This is a genomic window from Corynebacterium sp. MSK073 (genome assembly GCF_030232085.1).
Classification (GTDB): domain Bacteria; phylum Actinomycetota; class Actinomycetes; order Mycobacteriales; family Mycobacteriaceae; genus Corynebacterium.
Map to the genome: position 1 here is coordinate 1 of NZ_JASPIY010000012.1, position 23,882 is coordinate 23,882.

Annotated in this window: 19 protein-coding genes; 14 read left to right on the forward strand and 5 right to left on the reverse strand. The window is 57.3% G+C overall.

Going from position 1 to position 23,882, the window contains the following annotated elements:
- Positions 1 to 93 precede the first annotated feature (93 nt).
- Entirely contained in the window at positions 94 to 1,416 is a 1,323-nt protein-coding gene (locus QP970_RS08620) for an MFS transporter (protein ID WP_239269388.1), read from the reverse strand.
- Between the two features lie 452 nt (positions 1,417 to 1,868).
- Entirely contained in the window at positions 1,869 to 3,140 is a 1,272-nt protein-coding gene (locus tag QP970_RS08625; protein ID WP_239269446.1) for a threonine/serine exporter family protein, read from the reverse strand.
- 536 nt (positions 3,141 to 3,676) lie between these two features.
- On the opposite strand from QP970_RS08625, the gene QP970_RS08630 reads away from it, so the two are divergent.
- The 6 genes from QP970_RS08630 to QP970_RS08655 all read left to right on the forward strand — a co-directional run bounded on the left by QP970_RS08630 (position 3,677) and on the right by QP970_RS08655 (position 10,312).
- A complete protein-coding gene (locus tag QP970_RS08630; protein ID WP_239269445.1) occupies positions 3,677 to 4,561 on the forward strand; it encodes a carbohydrate ABC transporter permease in 885 nt (294 codons plus the stop codon).
- A 29-nt stretch (positions 4,562 to 4,590) separates the two neighbouring features.
- Complete coding sequence (locus tag QP970_RS08635) at positions 4,591 to 5,436, forward strand: carbohydrate ABC transporter permease (RefSeq protein WP_239269444.1); 846 nt, start codon at positions 4,591 to 4,593, stop codon at positions 5,434 to 5,436.
- A 75-nt stretch (positions 5,437 to 5,511) separates the two neighbouring features.
- Entirely contained in the window at positions 5,512 to 6,834 is a 1,323-nt protein-coding gene (locus tag QP970_RS08640) for an ABC transporter substrate-binding protein (RefSeq protein ID WP_284869856.1), read from the forward strand.
- Positions 6,835 to 6,871: 37 nt separating this feature from the next.
- Positions 6,872 to 7,966 carry an ABC transporter ATP-binding protein gene (locus tag QP970_RS08645; RefSeq protein WP_239269386.1) on the forward strand — a complete coding sequence of 365 codons (1,095 nt, stop codon included), beginning with the start codon at positions 6,872 to 6,874 and terminating at the stop codon, positions 7,964 to 7,966.
- Between the two features lie 167 nt (positions 7,967 to 8,133).
- The gene (locus tag QP970_RS08650; RefSeq protein WP_239269385.1) at positions 8,134 to 8,751 is read left to right on the forward strand and encodes a zinc metalloprotease; all 618 of its coding nucleotides are present in this window, start codon (positions 8,134 to 8,136) and stop codon (positions 8,749 to 8,751) included.
- Between the two features lie 166 nt (positions 8,752 to 8,917).
- Positions 8,918 to 10,312: a GntP family permease gene (locus QP970_RS08655; protein ID WP_239269384.1), complete on the forward strand. Its 1,395-nt coding sequence runs from the start codon at positions 8,918 to 8,920 to the stop codon at positions 10,310 to 10,312.
- Here QP970_RS08655 and QP970_RS08660 read toward each other — a convergent pair.
- On the reverse strand, positions 10,309 to 10,818 hold the full coding sequence (locus tag QP970_RS08660) for a gluconokinase (protein ID WP_284869857.1): 510 nt from the start codon (positions 10,816 to 10,818) through the stop codon (positions 10,309 to 10,311). The genes QP970_RS08655 and QP970_RS08660 overlap by 4 nt on opposite strands.
- Before the next feature lie 246 nt (positions 10,819 to 11,064).
- On the opposite strand from QP970_RS08660, the gene QP970_RS08665 reads away from it, so the two are divergent.
- Positions 11,065 to 13,494: a DUF262 domain-containing protein gene (locus QP970_RS08665; protein ID WP_239269382.1), complete on the forward strand. Its 2,430-nt coding sequence runs from the start codon at positions 11,065 to 11,067 to the stop codon at positions 13,492 to 13,494.
- Between the two features lie 91 nt (positions 13,495 to 13,585).
- On the opposite strand, the gene uriH is transcribed toward QP970_RS08665, so the two are convergent.
- On the reverse strand, positions 13,586 to 14,527 hold the full coding sequence (gene uriH / locus QP970_RS08670; RefSeq protein WP_284869858.1) for a uridine-preferring nucleoside hydrolase UriH: 942 nt from the start codon (positions 14,525 to 14,527) through the stop codon (positions 13,586 to 13,588).
- Between the two features lie 150 nt (positions 14,528 to 14,677).
- Between uriH and QP970_RS08675 the strand changes: the two genes are divergently transcribed.
- Genes QP970_RS08675 through hepT form a run of 3 tightly spaced genes read left to right on the forward strand, consistent with a single transcriptional unit; the run spans position 14,678 to position 16,787 of the window.
- Positions 14,678 to 15,880: an amidase gene (locus QP970_RS08675; protein ID WP_239269380.1), complete on the forward strand. Its 1,203-nt coding sequence runs from the start codon at positions 14,678 to 14,680 to the stop codon at positions 15,878 to 15,880.
- Positions 15,881 to 15,936: 56 nt separating this feature from the next.
- A complete protein-coding gene (locus QP970_RS08680) occupies positions 15,937 to 16,356 on the forward strand; it encodes a hypothetical protein (protein WP_239269379.1) in 420 nt (139 codons plus the stop codon).
- On the forward strand, positions 16,353 to 16,787 hold the full coding sequence (gene hepT, locus QP970_RS08685) for a type VII toxin-antitoxin system HepT family RNase toxin (RefSeq protein WP_239269378.1): 435 nt from the start codon (positions 16,353 to 16,355) through the stop codon (positions 16,785 to 16,787). The genes QP970_RS08680 and hepT overlap by 4 nt, the downstream gene beginning before the upstream one ends.
- Here the strand turns inward: hepT and QP970_RS08690 are convergent.
- On the reverse strand, positions 16,773 to 17,282 hold the full coding sequence (locus tag QP970_RS08690; protein WP_239269377.1) for a 2'-5' RNA ligase family protein: 510 nt from the start codon (positions 17,280 to 17,282) through the stop codon (positions 16,773 to 16,775). The genes hepT and QP970_RS08690 overlap by 15 nt on opposite strands.
- 349 nt (positions 17,283 to 17,631) lie before the next feature.
- On the opposite strand from QP970_RS08690, the gene QP970_RS08695 reads away from it, so the two are divergent.
- The 4 genes from QP970_RS08695 to QP970_RS08710 all read left to right on the forward strand — a co-directional run bounded on the left by QP970_RS08695 (position 17,632) and on the right by QP970_RS08710 (position 23,863).
- Positions 17,632 to 19,578, forward strand: coding sequence for a fructose-specific PTS transporter subunit EIIC (locus QP970_RS08695; protein ID WP_239269376.1), 1,947 nt, complete (start codon positions 17,632 to 17,634; stop codon positions 19,576 to 19,578).
- Positions 19,579 to 19,723: 145 nt separating this feature from the next.
- Positions 19,724 to 20,485, forward strand: a complete 762-nt coding sequence (locus QP970_RS08700; protein ID WP_005277447.1) for a LamB/YcsF family protein — start codon at positions 19,724 to 19,726, stop codon at positions 20,483 to 20,485.
- The gene (locus tag QP970_RS08705) at positions 20,485 to 22,086 is read left to right on the forward strand and encodes a 5-oxoprolinase subunit B/C family protein (RefSeq protein WP_284771779.1); all 1,602 of its coding nucleotides are present in this window, start codon (positions 20,485 to 20,487) and stop codon (positions 22,084 to 22,086) included. The genes QP970_RS08700 and QP970_RS08705 overlap by 1 nt, the downstream gene beginning before the upstream one ends.
- Positions 22,076 to 23,863, forward strand: coding sequence for an acetyl/propionyl/methylcrotonyl-CoA carboxylase subunit alpha (locus tag QP970_RS08710; protein WP_284771780.1), 1,788 nt, complete (start codon positions 22,076 to 22,078; stop codon positions 23,861 to 23,863). Before QP970_RS08705 ends, QP970_RS08710 begins: the two co-directional genes overlap by 11 nt.
- The last annotated feature ends 19 nt before the right edge of the window (positions 23,864 to 23,882 follow it).

Sequence of the window (23,882 nt, forward strand, 5' to 3'; positions counted from 1 at the left end):
CCCTTGTAGAGAGAGACGCCAGCGGCACTCGGAACCGAAAGGAACCGAGTGCCGCTGGCGTTTTGCTAGTTCCACAGGCATAACCCGCACGGGTTATGCCACCAGGTCGTTCTTGCGCGGCGCGAAGAGCACGGCGGTGCCCGTCACGATCGCCGCGGCCACCAGGTAAAAGGCCGGGGCGAGTCTATTTCCGGTGGTATCAATCAGCCACGTCGCGATCATCGGGGCGGTACCGCCGAAGATGGCATTGGCCGTATTAAACGTCAGCGCGAAGCCAGACAGGCGCACGTGCGTGGGGAACTGCTCGGAAAGGAAGGAGGGCAAGACGCCATCGTTAAGCGCCAGCACCCCACCCAGGCACACCTGAATGATGATGACGAGCAGGATGCCTGCGCCATCGAGAAGCATGAATGCCGGAATGATGGCAAGGCCCATAAAGAGCGCGGCGCACAGCATGGTAGTCCGCCGGCCCAGGCGATCAGAGAGCAGGCCGGTAAGTAGCGCAAACCCCACGTAGAACGCGGAGGCCACCGAGGACGCGATAAACGCCGGGGTTTCTGCCATGCCCAGCTCCTCTGAAAGATAGGTGGGCAGGTAGGTCAAGATGACGTAGAAGCCAATCGCGTTGAGCACCGCGCCGGCAAAGGCAATAGCCAGGGCCTTGGGGTATTTCAGCACCTGTCGCAGGGGCGAAAGCTCGGTGTCCGCGTGCTTTTCAAAGCGGTTGGATTCCTCCGTGTGGCGGCGGATCCACAAGCCGTACAGGCCCAGCGGCAGCGCTACCAGGAAGGGCACGCGCCAGCCCCAGGAATGCAGGGCACCATCATCAAGCACGCCGGTAAGAAAAGCCGCGATGAGCGAGCCCAAGAGCAGCCCGGATGCGGTGGCCGAGGGCACCACCGCGGCATAAATCCCGCGTTTTCCAGGTGGGGCAATCTCAGCCAGGTGGGTGGCGGCGCCGGCATATTCACCGGCGGCGGAAAAGCCTTGCACCATGCGGCACATAAGGAGCAAGAGCGTGGCGGCAAAGCCGATGGTGGCATACCCAGGCAATAGGCCGATGCAGGCGGTCGCCAGCGACATCAGCACGATGGAATAGGTCAACGTGTGGATGCGGCCGTGCTTATCACCAATATGGCCCCAGACGATTCCACCGATGGGGCGCACCAGGAATGACAGCGCGAAGAGCGCGAAGGTCAAAATCAGCGCGCGGCGGCCTTCCATTTCTGGGAAGAAGACACGCGAGATAATCGCGGACATATAGATATAGGCCGCATAATCGAACCACTCAATAAACGTGCCGATGAATGCGGCCTTGATAGCGGAAGCGCGCTGTTCGTGTGAAGTGCCAGGAACGTCCACATCCGTTGGGGCAGATTCGTCACTCGCTGGCGGTGGGGCTATCAGAGGAGCCATGCTCCTCACCTCGTTTCTGTTGAGCTTTTCGCAAAAATGGCGCAGCATAGTCTGCACCCATAGCAACGAGCCTACAGAATTTACTATGGTTTATGTCACTTTTATATGCCTTTATAGCCTCGCCTACAAGCTTTGCTTGCCGATGCCTCCCTTCCCCACCCAACTCACAGCACTTAGCAGCAACCTTTCAGGCAGATTCCATGGTGAGCTCAGCCGCGTGCCCCATACTTAAATCATGCGTTTGAGAGAGCGCATACGAGAGAGATAGAGAGAACCCCTCAGTTTCCAGAGGGCGGTGAAAACCGATACATGGAAACACCCTTGTAGAGAGAGACGCCAGCGGCACTCGGAACCGAAAGGAACCGGGTGCCGCTGGCGTTTTACTGGTTCTGCGTTGTGGGGTGCCGCTACTGCCTGCTGCCTCTGGCCGCCCCACTGCTAGACCACCCGAACTAAGAGGGCTTTTTCCGCGGGATTTCCTTATCGAAATCAATAAGGCGTCCCAGCGCCCAATCGCGGTCCGTCAGCAGCCGGGCAAATACCATCCCAGCACCGATGGCGCCTACCACCATCAAGCCCGTGGCTACATTCGCCACCGCCTGATCCATCTGGCCATCATTGAGGTAGTAGACCGCGCGGAACATCGTCACCCCAGGGATCATGATGACGGCGGCCGGCACGGTGGTGGTAATGCGCGGCAACCGCGCCTTTTGCGAGGCCACCGCGCCCAAGAGCCCGATAATGAGCCCGCCGATAAACGCTGCAAAGTAGATGGTCGTGCCCAGCTCAAGGAGGCCAAGGCGCACCGCGTTGGCCACGGTTCCCACACTTGCAGCCACCAGCACCATGCGGCGCGAGGAATTAAAGAGGAAGGCAAAGCCCGCGATGCCGAAGAAACTGGCAACAAACGCCAGCAGGTACCACCGCGTATCCGGGGCGGGAACCGGCGGATCTGGGCTGAGATCCGTTAGCCAACTGACCATGGAGACGGTAAACGTAGCGGTAAAGATGACCGTGAACGCATAGCCCAGCCTGGCGATGCCCGCATCAAAATCAAAGCGCGCAATATCGATCAGCGCCGAAAAGAGCGGGAACCCCGGGATCAAAAAGAGTACCGCTGCGACATAGCCTGAGGACAGCTCGCTCGGCTCCACCACCCCAGCAAATCCGAGGAGCTCAATGAGGATAAAGAAGGTGATGCTGGCTGCCGCGCCACCAGCGATGATCCCGCCAATTTGGTGCACGTGCTGGTGAAGCACCTCATAGCGTACAAATTGCCCCACGAATGCCGCCAGCGCCACGAGCCCTACCGCTTGCACTGGGAAGAAATTCAGGTAAGCGAACGCCGCGCACGCGACCGCGGCCGCCGTGGATAGGACCCACACGCTCCAGCGCTTTTTCACATCGCTTTCTATGGAATCGAGCATCCCCGCAAGCTCTTCCGCGGTAATGCCGGAATACAAGTGGTTATGGGTGAGGTCCTCCAATGCCTCAATGCGGGAAGCATCAACGGCCGGCGAATGCGTGCGCGCAATCACCGTGCGAAAGGAATCGCCCCGGTGAAAAGTACAGGTAATCTGCGTCAGGCCCACGTTTGCGTCCAAATAATCAAATCCCAGTGCCCGGGCGCTGCGCTTCATACCGCGCAGGACGCGATAGCCCGATGTGCCCGCCCCCATCAGCATCATTCCGACGCGCAAGACGACGTCAGCTTCCACGCCCATCTGCCGGTGAAAATTCGGATCATACTGCGACGACAAATCTTCCACCTCTACCTCGCGGGAAAGCTGCGATCCAGGCCACTTCTCGGCGGCCATTGCCCCAGCTTCCACCCACATTTTGGCTGTTTCTTCTACCTCCCAGACTAGCGCACCGTGCGCCTCCCTCGCGGCCTTCTTACCCTCCACTAACTTCCAGGAAAATTTCAGCTTTCTTCAATGCCCATAACAGGGTCTAGCGCCATACTTTTCTTAGCGTTCGAGAGAGCGCAAGAGAGATAGAGAGAACCAGCTCCAGCGCCCTGCGGCCCTTCACTGAGGCCCGGGCGCTGGAGTTGTTTTCAATAGAGTTCGCAATAGCCCCCTAGCCTTTACGGACTCGACGTTTTAAATTCATCAAAAGTTTCCATTATGTGAAACACCCCGTAATCTACGCGGTTTACGTTGGCTGGGTGACTCTCAGGGATGACCACGCCGACGCTAAGAACGGCATCGCGACTGCCACGGCCACCGGCCCGAGCAACGATAATTCATCGGAGCTCGTGCGAAAGGCTACAAAGAGCCGACATAAGGAATGGTTGCTGGCTGCCGCGCTTTTGGCGCCCAACCTCATCTTGCTGGCCATTTTTACCTACCGGCCACTACTGGATAATATTCGGCTTTCCTTTTTTAACTGGAATATTTCTAGTTCAAGCTCCACTTTTGTTGGTTTTGATAATTACGTGGAGTGGTTCACGCGCGACGATACAAAGACGATCGTCTTTAATACCGTCATTTTCACCTTTTTCACGGTCATCGGCTCCATGGTTATTGGGCTCGCGCTTGCGCTACTTCTCAATCAAAAGATCAGAGGCCGCAACTTCGCACGCTCGGTGGTCTTCGCGCCCTACGCCATCTCCGGTGCCGCAATCGGTATCGCCTTCCAGTTCGTATTCGACCCCAACTTTGGGTTGATTCAAGAAATCCTCGGATGGTTTGGCATTAGTTCTCCAAACTTTTATGCCGTGCCTGGCTGGGCGTTGTTCATGGTGACATTTACATTCGTGTGGAAGAACTTGGGTTATACGTTTGTCATCTACTTGGCTGCCCTACAGGGCCTAGATAAGGAATTAGACGAAGCTGCCGCCATTGATGGAACAGGCCGTTGGCGCAAATTCTGGCGCGTGACAATGCCGCAACTGCGCAATACCACCTTCTTCCTTTCCATTACGGTACTGCTCAACTCTGTGCAGGTCTTCGACATCATCAACGTCATGACCCGGGGCGGCCCTCAAGGAAACGGCACCCAGACCCTGGTTTTTCAGATTTATAACGAAACCTTTGTCAACTTCCGTGCTGGTTACGGCGCCACTGCTGCGACAATCCTATTCCTCATCCTGCTCGTCGTTACGTTGATTCAGGTCCGCATCATGGATAAGCGAGGTTAACCCACCCTATGGCTGATTCAAATCTTCACATGATCACAGACTCTTCCCCTGTAGCAAGGCGTGCCAAACTCATCGGTGGGTACGTAGGAATTATCCTCGTCCTCCTACTCGTGGGACTGCCGTTGTTCTGGATCTTAATGACCTCATTCAAGGCCAGAGGTGATATTTACACCGACCCAGTTAACTGGCTACCGCCGACGTGGGAAACCAAAAATTACGCAGATGCCACAACGCGCGTCCCTTTCTGGACCTACCTGCGTAACTCAGTCTTCATTACCGCGGTGCTATCCGCTATAAAGATTGTGCTTGGTGTCGTCTCCGCCTACGCGTTATCTATCCTTCGCTTCCCAGGACGCAATCTAGTGTTCATCGTGGTGATTTCTTCCCTGATGGTCCCCGCAGAAATCACGGTGATTTCCAACTACGCCTTGGTCAATTCCTTGGGCTGGCGTAATACCTTTGTAGGCATCATCGTCCCGCTGGCTGGTGTTGCATTCGGCACCTTCCTCATGCGCAATCACTTCCTGTCCTTGCCTTATGAGCTTGTGGAAGCTGCTCGCATGGACGGCGCCGGCCCCATTCGCTTGCTCACCAAGGTGCTTCTTCCCGTTTCTTGGCCAACATTGACAGCTTTTTCCGTGATCACCCTAGTAAACGAATGGAATACCTACTTGTGGCCATTCCTGATGGCGGATACAGAACGGGTTGCTCCCCTGCAGGTGGGTCTGACCATGCTGCAAAACAACGATGGCGTTACTAACTGGGGACCAGTAATGGCCGCAACCGTTCTAACCATTCTCCCGATGGTCGTCATTTTCCTTGGCCTGCAGAAATACATGATTCAAGGTCTCACCACTGGCGCCGTAAAAGGTTAGAAGGCTTCTATCCTTATCACGCTCGCCGTTGTCGCCCTATTCTTCTCAATCTGACTTCAATTTAAGGAGATACCCATGCTTCGCCGTAAGTTTCTCGCGCTAGCCTCCACTGCTTCTACCGCTTCATTTCTTGCCGCTTGTGCTGGCACCTCATCTACCAGTTCCCAGGGCAGTAGCGACGGTGGCGATGGTGGCGAGGTCACGGAATTGACGTGGTGGTCCAACCACCCGGCTTCCTCAAAGGACATCGAAAAGGAAATCATCTCTCGCTTCGAGAAGGAAAACCCTGACATCAAGGTCACCCTTGTTGACGCTGGAAAGAACTACGAAGAGGCAGCGCAAAAGTTTAATGCTGCACTTACCGGCTCTGATCTTCCAGACATCGTGGTTCTGTCTGATGTGTGGTGGTACAACTTCGCTATCAATGGGCAGATTGCCAATGTTGATGATCTAGCCAAAGAAGCCGATATTGACCTCTCGACCTATGTCCAGCCGCTCTATGAGGACTATAACTACGACGGCGGCCACTTCGCGCTTCCCTTTGCCCGGTCAACTCCCCTGTTCTACTACAACAAGGACGCATGGAAGAAGGCTGGCTTGCCAGACCGTGGACCGGAGTCTTGGGACGAAATGGATGAGTGGTCTAAAAAGCTCGCCAGCGCGGATTCTAAGATGAAGCCCTTTGGCTGGGGCGATGCAGTCGGCTACTTGGGATGGATTTTCCAAGGCCCCTTGTGGTCTAAGGGCGGTGCCTACTCCGATGAATGGGATTTGAAGTTCACTGATGACAAAACCATCGAAGCTGTGGAATGGCTCAAGGATGCTACCGATAGCAAGAATGGCTACTCCTACATGGGCAATGACATGGCTATGGAATTCGGCACCGGACGCGCTGCAGCCACTGTCCTATCCACAGGCGATCTCGCAGGTATCTCTGATACCGCTGACTTCGAGTTAGGAACCGCATTCCTTCCCAATCCAAAGGGAGACGGCGCTTGCCCCACCGGAGGTGCAGGCCTCGCCATTCCTTCCGGTATTAGCAAGAACCGCCAGGTGGCAGCCATCAAGCTGATTGATTTCATCACGAACGAGGAAAACACCTCGTATTGGTCCCAAAATGTGGGTTATATGCCAGTCCGCTCTTCTGCTGCCGACAACGAGGATCAGAAGAAATTCATGGAAGAGAACCCGAATTTCGAGACTGCTATCAAGCAGCTTCCAGAAACTCGCCCACAGGACAACGCCCGTGTATTCCTCCCTGGTGCAGATCAGGAGATTGGTGGTGCCTTTGAGAAGATCGTCACCAACCGCGACGATGTCACCAAGGTGCTTACGGATCTAGAAAAGACTCTGCAATCCATTTATGACAACCAGGTAAAGCCCGTCATTAACGGCTAATCTTGCCAATTTTCCTTAGTATCTGAAAGGTAACACCATGGCTACTGTCACATTTGATGGTGCAAGCCGCATCTATTCCAAAGACGCGGAGCGCCCCGCAGTTGACCGTCTTAATCTAGATATTTCCGATGGCGAGTTTTTGGTCCTCGTCGGGCCTTCTGGCTGCGGAAAATCCACCAGCCTACGAATGCTCGCTGGCCTTGAGCCGACAGACCGAGGTTCCATTCGGATCGGCGGAAAAGACGTCACTGGAGTCAGCCCATCAGATCGTGACGTAGCCATGGTCTTTCAAAACTACGCCCTGTACCCGAATATGTCGGTCGCACAAAATATGTCTTTCGCCTTGGAAAACCGGAAAGTACCCAAGGACCAGATTAAGACACGGGTACAAGAAGCCGCCAAAATTTTGCAGATGGAGGATTTGCTTGACCGGAAGCCCGCGAATCTGTCAGGCGGCCAGCGCCAGCGCGTAGCGATGGGCCGCGCCATCGTGCGCGAACCAGCTGTATTCTGCATGGACGAACCATTGTCCAACTTGGATGCAAAACTGCGCGTATCCACCCGCGCGCAGATTTCGAATTTGCAACGCCGCCTTGGCACTACCACGGTGTACGTGACCCACGACCAAACCGAAGCAATGACCATGGGTGACCGCGTCGCGGTGCTTAATGCAGGTGTCCTACAACAAGTAGATACCACTCGTGAAATCTACGACCGCCCCCAGAACGTCTTCGTTGCTGGGTTCATCGGCTCCCCTGCCATGAATATCTACGACCTCGCACACACCTCTAGCCGGCTCACCCTGGGGTCGACTCGCATCAACTTGGCGAATTACGACTTCGATGGTGGGAAATCCGTTACCGTTGGCGTTCGCCCCGAAGATTGGGTGCACACAGAGGAAGGTGCGGAATTCACCGTTAAACACGTTGAAGAACTAGGCAATCAAACCTACCTCTATGGTGACTTAGCGGACTCCGGCGAAGATCTGCAGTCGACGACCCGAATGGGCGGACAAACTGGCATGTTGGTAAGCGCTCGCTGTGATTACGCAATTGGTGATACTTTCCACGTCTCTCCCGATCCTGACCGTGTCCACCTATTTAGCTCTACTACTGGTGAGCGTCTAAATTAGAGTCGACAAAGCGAAGTTAACAATGTAAATTTCTACTTTGGCCGGTGTAGTAAAAAATGATTATTACTCGCTTGCCTGAGGCATCCACGCAATTCTTTTCCGCGGATATTGCTAAGGCAAACTGCACTCCACGAACGATAAGCCAATCGAAAGGTCACTAACTGCCGATGCGCTCTCTGAAGAAGCTATCTGTCACCGCCCTTGCCACCACCGCCATACTCGGTACTATCGCCGCGCCGGCCGCGAACGCAAAGAGCGACCCAGTACGTTCCATCATCGATCCTGGAACCTGCAAGGCCATCACCAAACTGGCTAACGAAGGGAAACCGGTCCCAGATCCTTCCATCCTCCACGATGAGGACTCTGTAAAACCTTATTTCAGCGATGGCGTACTGAAGTACAAAGTGGCGGATAACTTCCCCTACCGCAAGCAGCTAGACGCCGCCGTTGCCGAGTGGAACGAGGCTCTCGAGGGGAAGGCTTCCCTTAAGGAAGTAAAGCCTTCCGAAGCTGATGATGACACCATTTCCATCATCTACAATCCAGATCCTCGCGGCTACGTCCAAGGCTCGGCTTACCCGGATCACAAATTAGTCTCCATCAAGATGCCCAATGCTACTTACCCTGAGGCTCTCCAAGGCACCATCGCTCACGAGCTAGGCCACATGATGGGCGCGGGACACTCCTGCGCCGGCGCACTTATGGCAGGTTCCAACCAGAACCCGATCTCCTATCACGTAACGCCGCTTGATGCGGCCGCCATTATCCAAGGCCAGTTCGACTAAGCTCGCCTCTGCTCCCCCTTGGTTCTCAACGAGAATCAGGGGATTTTTATATGCCCAGTTTCGGGGCGGTAGATAAGCCGCGTTGGTGAATGTGGGCATCGGCTAGCAGAGCTACTGCTAACGTTGCCCATATTCAAAGGTTTGCACAAGAAAAGGAGCCTTTTCTATGGAGACGTGGGAACCCACATTGTCCACTGGTCCGCTGCTGGGGATTGCGGTCGCTGCGGTCGCTGTGATTTTGGTACTGGTCATATATTTCAAGCTCCACGCTTTTCTCACTCTGCTGGTGGTCTCCGCGCTGACAGCACTTGCATCTGGCATACCACTGGAAGGCATCGTCCCTACGATGACGGAAAGTTTCAGCTCCACCCTTGGCTCGGTGGCGCTTCTGGTGGGCCTCGGCGCCATGATCGGCCGGCTCGTGGAGGCTTCCGGCGGTGCCCAGTCGCTTGCCGACGCCATGGTTCGCCGCTTCGGCGAAAATAAAGCACCCCTTGCACTCGGCATCGCCTCGCTGATTATGGGCTTTCCAATCTTCTTCGATGCTGGGCTTATCGTGATGCTTCCGGTTATCTTTGCCGTCGCCCGCCGCTTGAATGGCCCGGTCCTTGCCTTTGGCCTGCCGGCCGCCGGCGCATTCTCTGTCATGCATGTCTACATGCCACCGCACCCCGGTCCTGTCGCCGCCAGTGAATTCTACGGCGCCGACCTCGGCTTGGTGCTGCTCGTCGGCCTGTTACTGGCTCTGCCTACCTGGTATATCTCCGGCTACCGCTTCGGCCTTTTTGCTGGAAAGAAGTTCCCTTTCAAGGTCACTGACGCCATCGCCGGGCCCATCGTTAATGAAGAAGAACAACCCTTAAAACCTGCCTCCGCCACCACAGTAATTTCCATTTTGCTCATCCCGATGGTGCTCATTTTCTTCAATACCGGGCTCAACGCCCTAGCTTCCTACGGCACCATCGACGCCGATGCCACGTGGGTCAGGTTCTTCGTCATGCTCGGCCAAACTCCAATCGCATTGCTGATTACGGTGCTTATCGCACTGGTAGTCCTCGGTCTGCGCCGCGGCGTGGAAAAGACGGCGCTGGAAAAGCTCGTTGACTCCTCGCTTGGCCCTATCTGTTCCGTCGTGCTCATCACCGGCGCGGGCGGCATGTTCGGCGGCGTGCTCCGCACTTCCGGCATTGGCGATGCGCTTGCCGATTCCCTCTCCGGCCTCGGCATCCCTGTCATCCTGGCCTGCTATCTCATCGCCGTAGCCCTCCGTTTGGCACAAGGTTCAGCCACCGTAGCCCTCACCACGGCCGCTGCCCTCATGGTCCCCGCCGTGGAAGCTGGCGGTTTCAACGAGCTCCAACTCGCACTCATCGTTGTGGCCACAGCCGCCGGTTCGGTCTTCGGCTCCCACGTCAACGATTCCGGCTTCTGGCTCGTAGGCCGCCTGATGGGCATGGACACGATGACAACTCTGAAGACGTGGACCGTTAATCAGATGCTCATCTCCGTCATCGGCTTCGCACTCGTGCTCGTCCTCTACGGTGCGGCTGCAGTCTTTTAGGAGCCAGCCTTTATCCAGGCAGTAGCGTCTTTAGCAATCTCTTTTACTGGCCGCGTCACATCGAAGACGCGGCCAGTTTCATCTTCTTCCAGTGGCTCCAAGGTATCGAATTGCGATTGCAACAACGACGCTGGCATGAAGTGTCCCGGCCGGTGTTGCATCCGCTCATACAACACATCAAAGTCACCGTGTACATGCACAAACGCCACGCCAGGGCAGTACTCCCGAATCAGGTCCCGGTATTTTCGCTTCAGCGCGCTACACCCCACCATCGCGCCTTCTGGTCTTTCCGCTAGCCACTGACCGATCTGCCTCAGCCACGGCTCGCGGTCCTCATCATTCAGCGGCGCCCCAGCGGCCATCTTGTCGATATTCGCCTGCGGATGCATATCATCGCCGTCGCGGTACTCTAGCCCAACCAGCGGCGACAGGGCCTCCCCCACCGTTGTCTTGCCAGAGCCAGAGACTCCCATGACGACGACATGACGGAATTTGTTCTGGTTCATGGTGGCTCCTTGGGTTGGGGTTATTCCCATTCATTTTATCCGCATCGAGTTACCAGCCCCGAACTGTGAATTTGCGGATGCAAATCTCGAGGAGGAGCAGCCTCCTAATGAACCGACATCAACCCTGAGCCGGACCCCAACACTGTCACCCGATTCACAGATTCAGAAAGGACAGATACACCACTCCACCGGACTTGACCTAATATAGCCTTGTCCTCCTAATTTCCTTCTCGCGAAAGGTCTCCCATGCGCGGCAGCATCCGCGAAATCTATACGCTTTATGATGGCAATAATCGCCGTCTCCTCATCCCCGTATACCAGCGCAATTACGACTGGCAGCACAAACAATGTGCCCGGCTTTTTGACGATCTCGAGGAAATAATCCTTAGCGACCGAAAGAAACACTTCTTCGGCGCGGTAGTCGGGAAGAACCAAGATTCCTGGAATTGGATTGTCATCGATGGCCAACAGAGGCTTACCACCGTCAGCATCCTCATGCTTGCTTTCGCTCATGCCCTCCGAGATGGCGAAATCCAGAGTGAAGATCCCTCGCTTGCTGAGAAAATTATTTCTGACTACCTGCGAATCGGCCACAACAAGGAGAACCCGCGTTTCAAGCTTAAGCCTGTAAAAGACGATGACAATGCTTATCAGAAACTATTTGGTCCTGAAAGTGAATTCATCAACTCATCGAATGTAACGTCTAACTACCGTTTCTTCCGAGAAAAGCTGCGTTCTACCCCTTTAGACGCTGACCAGGTTTGGAAAGCGATCTGCCGCCTCGAAGTAATGCACTTGGATTTGGAGGAATACGACGAGCCCCAGCGCATCTTCGAAAGCTTAAACTCCACCGGTTTGGAACTTAAAGAAGCTGACAAAATTCGCAACTTTGTCCTCATGGGCTTGGACTCTACGCAACAGGAAAGGTTATATAACGAACGCTGGAATCCGATTGAAGACAACTGCAACTTTCAGACCGACTCTTTCATTCGCTGGTATCTCACTACGTACACCACCAAGACCCCACGCGAACAAGACGTTTATGAGGCATTCAAATCTTTCGCTTCCAAGCGCAAGACGAATATGCCAGAGCTCTTGGATGATTTATACGCCTATTCCAAGTATTTCCGTGAAATACGCGAATCCGATACCGGTTATCCTGAAATAGACACGCAGCTAAAGCGCATGAACGAATTTATGGGCGCTGTGGTTCTACCATTCCTTATGCCGCTTCTTCGCGATGTCCACGAATCCAAGACGACGCCTGAGGACTTCCTCGAAGTGCTGCTCACCATCGAGTCCTATATCGTCCGCCGATTTGTCACCGGCATCGCTACCAACTCACTCAATAAAATCTTCGCGACTATGTACGCGGAGGTCAGTAAGCTTCACTCAGACGGCACCCCATTCGCCCCAATCGTCATCTATCAGATCAACAGGCGTTCAGGCAGCGGTCGTTTCCCCACCGATGCTGAGTTCAAGGAAGCCTTTGCCACCAAAGACTTCTACAACATTCGGGCATACTGGCGGCAGTACCTTTTCAATTGCCTGGAAAACGGTGATTCAAAGGATATTCGCGATGTCTCCAAGGCGCTTGCTGAAAATAGGATTTCCATCGAGCACATCATGCCCCAGACCCTTACTGATGCTTGGCGCCAGGAGCTCGGTGACAGGGCCGAAGAAATTCACGAGTCATGGTTAAACCGAATTGGCAATCTCACGGTCACCGGCTACAACTCTTCCTACTCGAATTCTCCATTTACCATCAAGAAAACCATGGAGAACGGCTTCGACAGCTCGCCGTATCGCCTCAATGAGCTCCTGCGGGAATCCGATCGCTGGTCCTTACCCCAGATTGAAAAGAGAAACGAGGTCCTTACCGATAAAGCATTAGATTTCTGGGAAACTAAGTCAACCAACTTCGCACCGCCAGAGGCAGTACTCCCAAAGGAGCCGATGGGTGAAAGCGAAGAATTCAGTGGTCGAAAAATTAGCGGATTTGAATTCGGCGACTTTAGAAAGACCACTAAATCGTGGGCTGACATGGTCGAAGCAGTACTGAAGTATTTACTTCACGAGCACCGGACTGAAATTCTTTCTTTCGCAGAATCTTCGAAATTCCTTCGGTCTAAAAAGCCTACCACCGAAAAAACTGGGTCTTTCCGAAAGATTGAGGAAGGCCTTTATGTTCAGGTTGGCAACAACACTTCTGCCAAAATCTGGTTCCTTCGAAGCCTTTTCGAATATCTCGACTTAGATCCAGAAGATCTTGTATTCACCTTCCCTGTATCCAAAACAGGTCGGACAGATGACACAGGAGACCAAGATAGCAGCGACACTTCAGGCAAGTATGCAGAGCTCACTAAGTTCTATGATCAACTGGTTGAAGCACAAGAGCTAAAGGGTACGCCCCAGAGTACCGAGTCACTTCGCAGTGAGTTCATTAAGGACTTTGAATACTTTAGTGTCACAGACCCCCAAGCATTATTTGGCGGTAAAGAGCTCGCGGAATTCATTTCGTCCACCGCGATCCCTGAAATGAGCGACGACCAAGTCCTAGCTGTACTCACTCAGCACATCAAAGTGTCTCAAATGCTTGGTGGAAGTTATCTCCACCAAGAAATAATTAACGGCTCAATCGCTGAGCTAATTCACCGATTGAGCGAGTTTTCATAAAACCCATGAGGACTTTTACAGAGCCCCAAACAGCCGTGATATGCCCTGCAATTAGCAATACAGCGGCTGTAACAGGGCTAATGGCTCACTTTTAGGCCAGGTTCTTTAACGCGTCAGTAACCAAGCGCCAGAACCCCGCGTGATCCAACTTGGTAGCGACTTGGGTATGGCAGCTGTCATCGGCGGGTTCACGTAAGTCAGTCACGGTCATGCCGGTGGTAAGTGCGCCGGCAAGCTCGACATGGACGGGCGCTTTGCGGGTTTGTACGATGCTCGGATCGATGAGGTAAGCCACCGTACACGGATCGTGCACCGGGGGATCCGTAAAGCCTTGGTTTTGCTGATACGCCTCGCGGAAGAAACCGAAGAGTCCGACAACAAAGTCCGAGACGGGTGTATTCAACGCCTTAATTGCAGCTTCGACCTCGGCTGTTGCTAGTGCTTGGTGGGTAAGGTCGAGCCCGACCATGGTGACCAGCCACGGCTCTTCGAAGACGATATGTGCTGCCTCAGGATCGATCTTGATATTGAATTCGGCGACTGGGGACCAATTGCCCTCGTGGTAGCCGCCGCCCATGAGCACGACCTCTTTGACGCGCTCGACGATGCGCGGTTCTTTACGCGCCGCCATAGCGATATTGGTCAACGGCCCCGTTGGGACCAAGGTAATGGTGCCGGGTTCGTGGGACATGACGGTGTCGATGATGAAGTCGATGGCGTGGGCATCGGCAAGCGCGGTGCTGGGCTCCGGAAGATCGACGCCGTTGACGTCCATGCCGGTGGAGCCGTGGATCGCCTCAGCGACTTCTACGGGGCGCACGAGCGGGCGATCGCAACCGGCGTAGACAGGAATCTCTGGGTGGCCGGCAATATCCTTGACCACGAGGGCATTGCGGGCAACCTTGTCCAAGGTCTGGTTGCCGCCGACAGTGGTAATGCCCAGCAGATCGATGTTGGGGTTTCCCATGGCCAAGAGCAGGGCTACCGCATCATCGTGGCCAGGGTCGCAATCCAGAATAATTTTTCGCGTCATGTCTCGAGCCTACTTTTGGTCGGTGAAGACCGCCACGGTTTCATCGTGTGGCACAGCTTCATTTCCTCCGTGCTCACCAGCTGTACCCTGGAAAGCAGCAAGTCACCCCGCAAACGGTATGAACCGTCGTGGAAAGGAATTCGCCCCACCATGTCGACAGTTTCTGACCGCCTGACTCACGCGCAGCAGGAGTTTAACGCGGTAATTTCCACCATCCCTTTTGATGAGGACACCGTGGATACTGCCCCTACGCTGCACGGATTACCCGTTGCCTTTAAAGACATCGTGGATATCGCCGGAGTGCCAACGACCTGTGGCACCAACGTTGATACGGGACCGGCTCCAACGCAGAATGCCACGGTGGCACAGCGGCTAATGGATGCCGGCGCGATTCCCGTGGCCAAGGCCAACCTCCAGGAATTTTCCTATGGCATCTTGGGCGATGCCTCCGCGTATGGCCGCGTCATCAATCCGCGTGATCCGCAGGTCTGCGGCGGCGGATCCAGCTCTGGGTCGGCGGCGCTGGTTGCGTGCGGAGCGCTCGATCTCACGGTGGGTTCCGATAGCGCAGGTTCTGTGCGTGTCCCGGCCGCCAGCCAAGGCGTGCTGGGATTTAAGCCAACCACCGGCACGATCCCGCTCGATGGGGTCTTCCCCTTCGCGCCAAGCTTCGATTGCATCGGATTCTTCGCCAGCTCCATCGACCTCATCGAGCAGGCCCTGCTAGCAACGGCGGATAAGACACCGGAGCCGGCCGAGAATGTATCCACCATCGATGTCTCTGCGCTGAATACCAAAGGTGAGCGCTTTGCTGGTCTGCTGTCTGCGCTGCAGGATTCCACGTTCACCGCCGTAGAAGACCTCGATTACTCCCAGCTCGAATCCACCATTGCTGCCACCGCGAAGCTCTACGCGCCGATGCGCCTCAAGGAGGCCTACGCCGTCCACCAGCCCTACCTCGATCAGCGGGATAAGTACCAGGGCGTCATCTTGGAGCGCGTCCTGGGCGGGCAGGATATTACTCAGGCAGAATACGACGCTGCAGCGCAGCAGGTACAACAACTGCGTACGGAAGCACTAACGCTTGTCGATGCCTCCCCCATCATCCTCGCCCCCACCCTCGACGCCGGTCCCATCAGGTGGGACGACATCACTGCAGAAAATACTGCGGATTCTGCTGGCAGCCTGCGCCGCTGGACCGAGCCATTCAATGTCTTGGGCTGGCCGGCGATCACTATCCCGCTGCGCACGAGGGAAACCACGGGGGTGGGTGATGCGGTGCAGGTCATCGGCAAGCCGGGCCAAGACCTCACCGTTTTGCGCGTCGCCCGCGAGATTCAGGCGCTGCTTTAGGCACAGTACAATTCTTCGTGCATCCGCCTGCTCACGGCGTTGGTAAGGTGATGGTTATGAGCACTCCAGCACAGCTTGCCGCGCGGTTGCGCGCCGAGGCCGATGACGGGTCCTTGGAGTCATTCTGCTTGGATACCGGCATTGACCTGCTGGTTCTTTTTGGCAGCGCGCACGTCAATGCCGCCAATGCGAATGATGTTGACCTTGCCTATTCGATCGATTTCTCGCGTGCGAAAGCTGACCGGCCGAACGTGCTCGACGTTGCCACGGCGTTTTACTCCCGCTATGGCGACGGCATCGATCTCATGTGCCTGGATACTGCGGACACGGTGGCGCAGCATGAAGCTCTGCAAAAGTGCGACCTCTTGGTCGATCCATCCAATACCAAATATGGAACGCTGCAAATGATGGCGGCACGGGAGTACATCAATACGGCGTACCGCCGCGAGTTCGAGCTCAGGAGCTTAATGTCATGAGTCCACGGGATTTTCAATCAGACACTATCCGCAAAAGGCTTGTCTCCCTCCAGCGCATACTTGGAGAACTTGAAAAATACCGGGATTCAGACGTGGAAGAACTGCGCTCTGACCTTTCACAAATGTATGCCGTGTTTTTCATGCTGCAGCAAGTAATCGATCTTGCCACGGATATTAACCAACACATTGCGGCAACGACCTTAAACGTTGCGGACTCTAATAGCCGTCGCGGTTTCGAAGATCTCATTCGCGCGGGCGTTTTGCCCTCCGACCTGGAGCAAGATTTCTATAAGAGTGCGGCTTTGCGCAATGTCATTACTCACCAATACGTTGAAGTGGATTTGGGAATCGTCTCCAATTCAATCCCGCGAGTATTAGATGTATATACGCAATATGTTAAATCGATTTCGCGCTGGCTAGCCTCCCGCTAGCACCGTCTTTTCTTGCGTGTGCGGGCGCCAATACGCCGCTTCTACTGCGTTAAGTTCCTTGAAATGCGAGGACGTCAGCTCATCCATCGCGGTTAAATAGCCACCCACATCCTCGCGCGGTAAACGCAGGCCCATGGTCAGGTGCGGCGTCCAGCGCGGACCGCGGCCCTCAGGATTGGCGGCGCTAATCTTCCGCGCTGCCATTTCGAGTTCATCGCTGGTCTCTAATAAGCATGCCACGGTCCGTTTCCTCTTCGTGCCGAAGATGACGTTTCCCACGCGCCGAAACGTCGCCGGAATGACCGGCGGTAAAAGCTCCGCGGCAAGCTCTACAACGTGGGGCTCCATCTCCTGCGCGAAAGTCACCGTAATATGCGGGCGCTGATTTTGTACGGGGAATCCGCGCTCGGCAAGACCTGCAAAGATCTCCCGAATCTGCTCTTCCTGCTTTTTCGGCAGGTAGAGCAGGATATTATCCGGCGATGCTGTACTCACGATGCGGCTTTCTTCGGTTCAAGTGGGCACGATTCATTCGTGTGCCCAAGATGCGGGCGGTTTCGGTTCTGTTTCTAGGGTACCGCCGGTCAACAATCGTTCGATCTCCGCGATGCTATAGGTCCCATGCTCATTTTGAGCAAAGTCGCCCCTCAAAAATCGCATCGCGCCTTCAATTGACGCAGAGGAGGATGCGCATAGGAGGTTGCGCATAAGACCCTGCACAGAAGAGGTTGTACATCGGGCACTGCGCATTGGCTCCCGCGCATAGGCCCCCATACAGCGGACTCTGCGCAAAGAACCTCCCCTTTTCCTTGTGCTCGTTTACACGGGTGCCTTTAATAAGAGTATGAGCACATCAGATTCTTCGCCTTTCATTCTCGCCATCACGGCGTGCCCAACGGGTATCGCCCATACCTATATGGCCGCCGAGAACTTGGAGGCCGCCGCCAAAAAGCTGGGCTACCGCATCAAGATTGAAACGCACGGTTCCATCGGCGTGGAGGGCAACTTCAGTACACAAGACATCGAGGAAGCCGATTCGATTGTTATCGGTGCCGATACGACCATCGCGAAGGACCGATTCCACGGCAAGCGCTTGGTGGCAACCGGTGTGGACGAGGCCATCAAGCACCCAGAGCGGCTGTTAACCAAGTCCTTGGAGGCAGCAGCGTGGAAGGGTGAGGATAACGGGGCATCGGAAAGCGAGGCGGAGGACGCTGCGGGAGATGCTGGGCTGCGCGGTATTGGGCAGACCATGTACAAGGCGCTGATGAATGGCGTTTCCCACATGATTCCCTTCGTGGTTACCGGCGGATTGCTCATCGCCGTGGCGCTGTCCTTGGGCGGCACGCCCACGCCGGAGGGGCTGTCGATTCCTGAAGATAGCTTCTGGAATACGCTCAATGAACTTGGTGGCCTGGCATTTTCGCTGATGGTGCCGGTCTTGTCTGGTTACATTGCCGTTGGCATCGCGGATAGGCCGGGGTTAGCGCCAGGGCTTATCACCGGGCTCATCGCCACGACCGGTTCGCTGTACGGGTCCGAGGCCGGAGCCGGATTCTTGGGAGGTATCGTCACCGGTATCCTCTCCGGCTACGTGGCCCTTGCAATCAAGAAGATTCCGGTGCACAAATTCATCGCGCCGATTTGGCCGATTATCGTCATCCCGATTTTCACCACGCTGATAGTGGGCTTGGCCTTCATCTATTTCATCGGCGCGCCGATTGCCAGCGCCTTCGAGGCCATGACCGAATACCTCGGTGGGCTGCAGGGCTCGTCTGCGATTGTGCTGGGTCTTATCATTGGTGCGATGATCGCCTTCGATATGGGCGGGCCCTTCAATAAGACAGCCTTCCTGTTTGGCGGCGGCATGATCGCCGCGGGGAATGCAGCCCCGATGGGTATGGCCGCCGCCGCGATTGCGGTTCCGCCGCTCGCAGTGGGCGTGTCCACCCTCCTGCGCCGTGGTTGGTTCAATAAGGCGGAAAAGGATTCCGGTATCGCCGCGCTATTCATGGGATTTTTCGGCATCACCGAAGGCGCCATTCCCCTAGCGGCGGCGCGTCCCCTGCAGGTCATCCCGGCCAACGTCGCCGGTGGTGCCGTCGCCGGTGCGATGGCGGGCGCGTTCGGGGTCCAAGATCATGTCATGCACGGTGGCCCCATCGTCGCCGTCCTCGGCGCGGTGGATCAAGTGGCGTGGTTCTTCCTGTCCATGCTCTGCGGCGTTGCCGTGTGTGCCGCGCTCATGCTCCTGCTCATTCGCCTGACACAGCGCTCCCCGGAAACAGACAAGGAAACGGAGTCACCCGCAGTGCTCCCTCTTCTCGGTACCTCTACTATCAGCCTCGATGAACCGCTCGGTTCCGATCCGAAGGACGTCATCAAGTCGCTCGTTTCCCTCGCCGCCGCCGATGGCCGCATTAACGACGCCGCCGCGGTTGCCGATGCCGCCCTGAACCGCGAGGCCCAACACTCCACCGGCGTGGGCCACGGCGTGGCCATCCCGCACGCTCGTTCCGCCGGAGTTTCCGCACCAACTCTGGCCTTCGCCCGGCTTCCCGAGGGCGGTATCACCTGGGCAAGCGGCGAAGAGCCCACGACTTTAGCGTTCCTTATCGCCGTTCCCGATGACGCCGGAAAACAGCACTTAAAGCTGCTGTCCACCCTCGCCCGCGCCATCATGAAGGAGGATTTCCGCGCCCAGCTGCACGAGGCCAGCTCCTGTGAAGAAGCAGAAGGGATCATCTCCTCTGTCCTCCAGGTCGAACCCCAAGCCGCCGTGGAGTCTTAGTTTTCTTCCTTGCCCACGGCCGCTCCTGAGAGGAGCTGTTCTATCGACACCACTCCGCCCAAAGAGTAACCGCCTTCACAAATGGCAGTGGCACGGGTTACACTTGGAACCACACTTATTGTTCAACAATTAAGGATGGTGTTGAATGGCTTCGCTCCACATTGATCTCAACGCGGACTTGGGTGAAACCACCGCCGGCAACCCGGTAGCCGATGATGCCGCGATGCTGGAGATGGTCTCCTCCGCCAATGTCGCCACCGGCTTCCACGCCGGTGATCCGCACTCCATTGCCCAGACCCTGAAGGCTGCGGCGCGTGCGGGAGTCACGGTCGGAGCACACGTGGGCTATAACGATCCGGCCGGCTTTGGCCGCCGCTTCATCGACTACAATGCAGCGGAGCTCGCGGACGAGGTCACCTACCAAATTGGTGCGCTCGATGCGCTGGCGCGCGCCAATGGCACGCGGGTGTCTTATGTGAAGCCGCACGGCGCGATGTACAACACCATCGTCAAAGACGAAGCACAAGCCAAGGGAGTTATCGCAGGCATCAAGGCCTTCGGTGACCTCCCCGTGATGCTGCTGCCGGGCGGCCTCGCGGTCGATATCGCAGAATCGCAAGGCCTCACCGTCATCCGCGAGGCCTTCGCGGATCGCAACTACAACCCGGATGGCACGCTGGTCTCACGCAAGCAGGACAATGCGGTGATGGGGGATGAAGGGGATGTCGTCAAGCGCGTGCTTGAAGTCGCCCAAACCGGCTCCATTACCGCCATCGATGGCACCACGCTCGATGTGGATGCCCAATCCGTGTGCACCCACGGTGACTCGCCGGGCTCCGTGAAACTGCTGCGCGGTGTGGTCGAGCGCCTCAGCGCGGAAGGAATCGACATTCGGAGCTTTATCTAATGCCGCATATTCACTTCGTTGGCACCCGCGCCCTGCTCATTGATTTGGACGGGCTTGAACAGGTCATGGCGTGGCATGCGGCGCTGTCCGCTAAACCGCTGAAGAATCAGGTGGATTGCATTGCCGCCGCCACCACGTTGCTCATTACCTTTGAGGCGCCTAATTCCGCGCGCGCGGCCGCAGAGTTTCTGGCAGACTTCTCCCCTGCCGCCGCTACCGCGAAGGAAGCGCGCACGGTAGACATCGACGTGCTTTACGATGGCGAAGACGTCGACGCCGCCGCCGAGCTCCTCGGCATGTCGCGCGAGGCCTTGATTGACTGGCATACCTCTGCCGAATGGACCGCCGCCTTTGGTGGTTTTGCCCCCGGTTTTACCTACTGCGCGCCTTCCGATCCGGCCCAGGCCAAGGCCGTGCCACGCCGCTCCGATCCGCGCACGGCCGTTCCGGCTGGCGCCGTGGGCATCGCGGGCGAATTCTCTGCGGTCTACCCGCGCGTTTCGCCAGGCGGCTGGCAGCTGCTCGGTACCACCAATACCCCGATGTGGGATTCGCACGCGAACCCGCCCGCGCTGGTGCAGCCCGGTGACCGCGTGCGCTACCGCGCCGTGGACGAGCTGCCGGACTTGGTGGATCGCAGCGCGGAATCCAAGCGCTCGCCGGCCCGCCTGCCCCGCATGGAGGTCCTCGATGCGGGCCTGCTCACGCTTTATCAAGACCTAGGCCGCCCCGGTGTGGGCGACCTCGGCGTGACCCCGTCCGGTGCCGCCGACCACGCCGCCGCGGCAACCGCGAACGTTGCCGTGGGCAATCCGCGGGGCGCGACGGTGCTAGAAAATATCGGCGGCATCAAGCTGCGCGCGCTTACCGATACCGTCATCTGCGTTACCGGCGCCACCGCCCGCGTCCGCCTGGGTGAGATGCCCGTGCACCTCGCCCGCCCGGTGCTCGTTACCGCCGGCCAGACCGTGACGGTCGGTGCCGCAACCGTGGGCATGCGCAACTACGTAGCCATTCGCGGCGGCATCATCGCCGAATCCGAGCTCGGCTCCTCTGCCACCGATGTCCTCTCCGGCCTCGGCCCCGACCCCGTCACCACTGGCGATGTCATCGGTGTGCTGCCGCGCTCGACCGGCATGACGGATGCACAATTGGTCAACCCCCTGCGCGTATCCGCTGATTCCGCTGGCAAGACGCGCGCGACGCTGCGCTGCGTGCTAGGCCCGCGCGATGACTGGTTTGGCGATAATATCTCCACCTTCCTAGATACCGAATGGGTCGTTTCCTCTGATTCCAACCGCGTTGGCCTGCGGCTTTCCGGGGCTAAAGACAGCGCAGAGACTTCCGATATCACCGTGCAGCGCGTGAAAGACGGCGAGCTCCCCTCTGAGGGAATGGTGGCCGGTTCCATCCAGATCCCGCCGAATGGCAAACCGGTGGTTTTCCTGCGTGACCACGCCGTCACCGGCGGCTACCCCGTCATCGCCACCGTGTTGGAAGAAGATATCGACATCGCCGCGCAGCTCCCGCCCGGCGCGCGCGTGACCTTCCGCCTCGTGACACCCCAAGCTTTAAATACTGGAGAAGAAAATGCAGATTAAAACCGTCCTCATTGCTAACCGCGGCGAAATCGCCGTGCGCATCGCCCGCGTGGCCCGCGACTTGGGCATTAAGTCCGTCGCCATTTATTCCGAGGCCGACGCCGGTGCCCTGCACACCCAGGTTGCCGATGAAGCCTATGCGCTGCCCGGCAATACCGCTGCCGATACCTATATGAATATCCCGGCGCTGCTGGATATCGCCGTGCGCGCCGGTGCGGATGCCATCCACCCGGGTTACGGTTTCCTCTCCGAAAACGCCGACTTTGCCCGCACCGTCACCGATGCCGGCATGATCTGGATCGGCCCCTCGCCGGAATCCATCGAGCTTTTGGGCGATAAGATTGCCGCCCGCCGCGTTGCCGAGGAGGTCGGCGCGCCCCTGGCTCCGGGCACCTCCGATCCCATTGATGATTGGCAGGAGGCCCGCGCCTTTGCCGAGGAGCATGGCCTGCCGATTGCCATCAAGGCCGCTTATGGCGGCGGCGGGCGCGGCCTTAAGGTCGTGGATTCCATGGATGAGATCGAGGGCGCGTTCAACTCCGCCGGGCGCGAGGCCATGGAGGCATTCGGCCGCGCCGAGTGCTACGTGGAGAAGTTCCTTACCCACCCGCGCCACGTAGAAGCGCAGGTCCTGGCGGATACCCACGGCAACGTCCGCGTGCTGGGCACCCGCGATTGCTCCACCCAGCGCCGCTTCCAAAAGCTCATCGAGGAGGCCCCCGCGCCCGCGCTTTCCGATGCCCAGCGCACCGGCATCATCGAAGGTGCCCGCTCCATCTGCTCCCACGTGGGCTATACCGGAGCCGGCACCGTGGAATACATCGTTTCCGAGGATGGCACCATCTCCTTCTTGGAGGTCAATACCCGCGTCCAGGTCGAACACCCCGTGACCGAGGTGGTGACCGGCACCGATATCATCGCCGAGCAATTCCGCATCGCCGCGGGCGAGCCCCTTTCCATCGCTGAGGATCCAGCCTCCACCGGCCACGCCTTCGAGTTCCGCATCAATGCCGAGGACATCCTCAACGGCTTTGCCCCCTGCCCCGGCACCATCGTCTCCTTCGAGCCGCCAACCGGCCCCGGCATCCGCGTCGATTCTGCTGTCCGCTCGGGTTCTATCATTCCGCCGTACTATGACTCGCTCATCGCCAAGCTCATCGTCTGGGGGCCCACGCGCGAGGTAGCCCTCGCCCGTTCGCGGCAGGCGCTGCGCGAGTTCGATGTCTCCGGCGTGCGCACGGTGCTGCCCTTCCACCGCGACATGATGGACGAGCCAGCACTTATTGGCACCGCGTCTTCCGCTGAGGCCGATGCCGGCGCCAGCGACATCGGTGTCTTTACTGACTGGCTCGATCACAACTACCGGCCCTCTGCCGCCAACCAGGTAGACAAGGTCGAGGCAATCTACACCAAGCGCCGGACGGTCGCGGTAGAAATCGACGGCAAGCTCGTCAATATCGGCGTGCCCATGGATTTCCTCGCAGGCGCCGGTGCCGGCGCTGGCGCGGGCGCCGCGGATGGTTCTGGTGCCACCGCTCCCTCGACGGCCGGGGCGCAGTCCACCGACGATAGCGCGGTCACCTCCCCCTTCGAGGCCAACCTCGTGGCCTGGAATGTATCCGATGGCGATAGCGTCTCCGAAGGAGATTCCATCGCCACGGTTGAGGCCATGAAGATGGAATCTGCCATCAAGGCCCCGCGCGGCGGCACCATCAAGATCCTTGCTGAAGAGGGCGACCGCCTGGATTCCGCGACGGTGATTGCGACCATCGACTAGCGCATGCTGCCTGCCGGTG

Excerpts from the sequence above, each read along its gene's own strand:
- hepT (WP_239269378.1), top strand. The coding sequence starts at position 16,353 with ATGAGTCCACGGGATTTTCAATCAGACACTATCCGCAAAAGGCTTGTC.
- QP970_RS08695 (WP_239269376.1), top strand. The coding sequence starts at position 17,632 with ATGAGCACATCAGATTCTTCGCCTTTCATTCTCGCCATCACGGCGTGC.
- uriH (WP_284869858.1), bottom strand. The coding sequence starts at position 14,527 with ATGACGCGAAAAATTATTCTGGATTGCGACCCTGGCCACGATGATGCG.
- QP970_RS08620 (WP_239269388.1), bottom strand. The coding sequence starts at position 1,416 with ATGGCTCCTCTGATAGCCCCACCGCCAGCGAGTGACGAATCTGCCCCA.
- QP970_RS08625 (WP_239269446.1), bottom strand. The coding sequence starts at position 3,140 with ATGGGCGTGGAAGCTGACGTCGTCTTGCGCGTCGGAATGATGCTGATG.
- QP970_RS08645 (WP_239269386.1), top strand. The coding sequence starts at position 6,872 with ATGGCTACTGTCACATTTGATGGTGCAAGCCGCATCTATTCCAAAGAC.
- QP970_RS08710 (WP_284771780.1), top strand. The coding sequence starts at position 22,076 with ATGCAGATTAAAACCGTCCTCATTGCTAACCGCGGCGAAATCGCCGTG.
- QP970_RS08650 (WP_239269385.1), top strand. The coding sequence starts at position 8,134 with ATGCGCTCTCTGAAGAAGCTATCTGTCACCGCCCTTGCCACCACCGCC.
- QP970_RS08700 (WP_005277447.1), top strand. The coding sequence starts at position 19,724 with ATGGCTTCGCTCCACATTGATCTCAACGCGGACTTGGGTGAAACCACC.
- QP970_RS08675 (WP_239269380.1), top strand. The coding sequence starts at position 14,678 with ATGTCGACAGTTTCTGACCGCCTGACTCACGCGCAGCAGGAGTTTAAC.
- QP970_RS08655 (WP_239269384.1), top strand. The coding sequence starts at position 8,918 with ATGGAGACGTGGGAACCCACATTGTCCACTGGTCCGCTGCTGGGGATT.
- QP970_RS08665 (WP_239269382.1), top strand. The coding sequence starts at position 11,065 with ATGCGCGGCAGCATCCGCGAAATCTATACGCTTTATGATGGCAATAAT.
- QP970_RS08705 (WP_284771779.1), top strand. The coding sequence starts at position 20,485 with ATGCCGCATATTCACTTCGTTGGCACCCGCGCCCTGCTCATTGATTTG.
- QP970_RS08680 (WP_239269379.1), top strand. The coding sequence starts at position 15,937 with ATGAGCACTCCAGCACAGCTTGCCGCGCGGTTGCGCGCCGAGGCCGAT.
- QP970_RS08660 (WP_284869857.1), bottom strand. The coding sequence starts at position 10,818 with ATGAACCAGAACAAATTCCGTCATGTCGTCGTCATGGGAGTCTCTGGC.
- QP970_RS08640 (WP_284869856.1), top strand. The coding sequence starts at position 5,512 with ATGCTTCGCCGTAAGTTTCTCGCGCTAGCCTCCACTGCTTCTACCGCT.
- QP970_RS08635 (WP_239269444.1), top strand. The coding sequence starts at position 4,591 with ATGATCACAGACTCTTCCCCTGTAGCAAGGCGTGCCAAACTCATCGGT.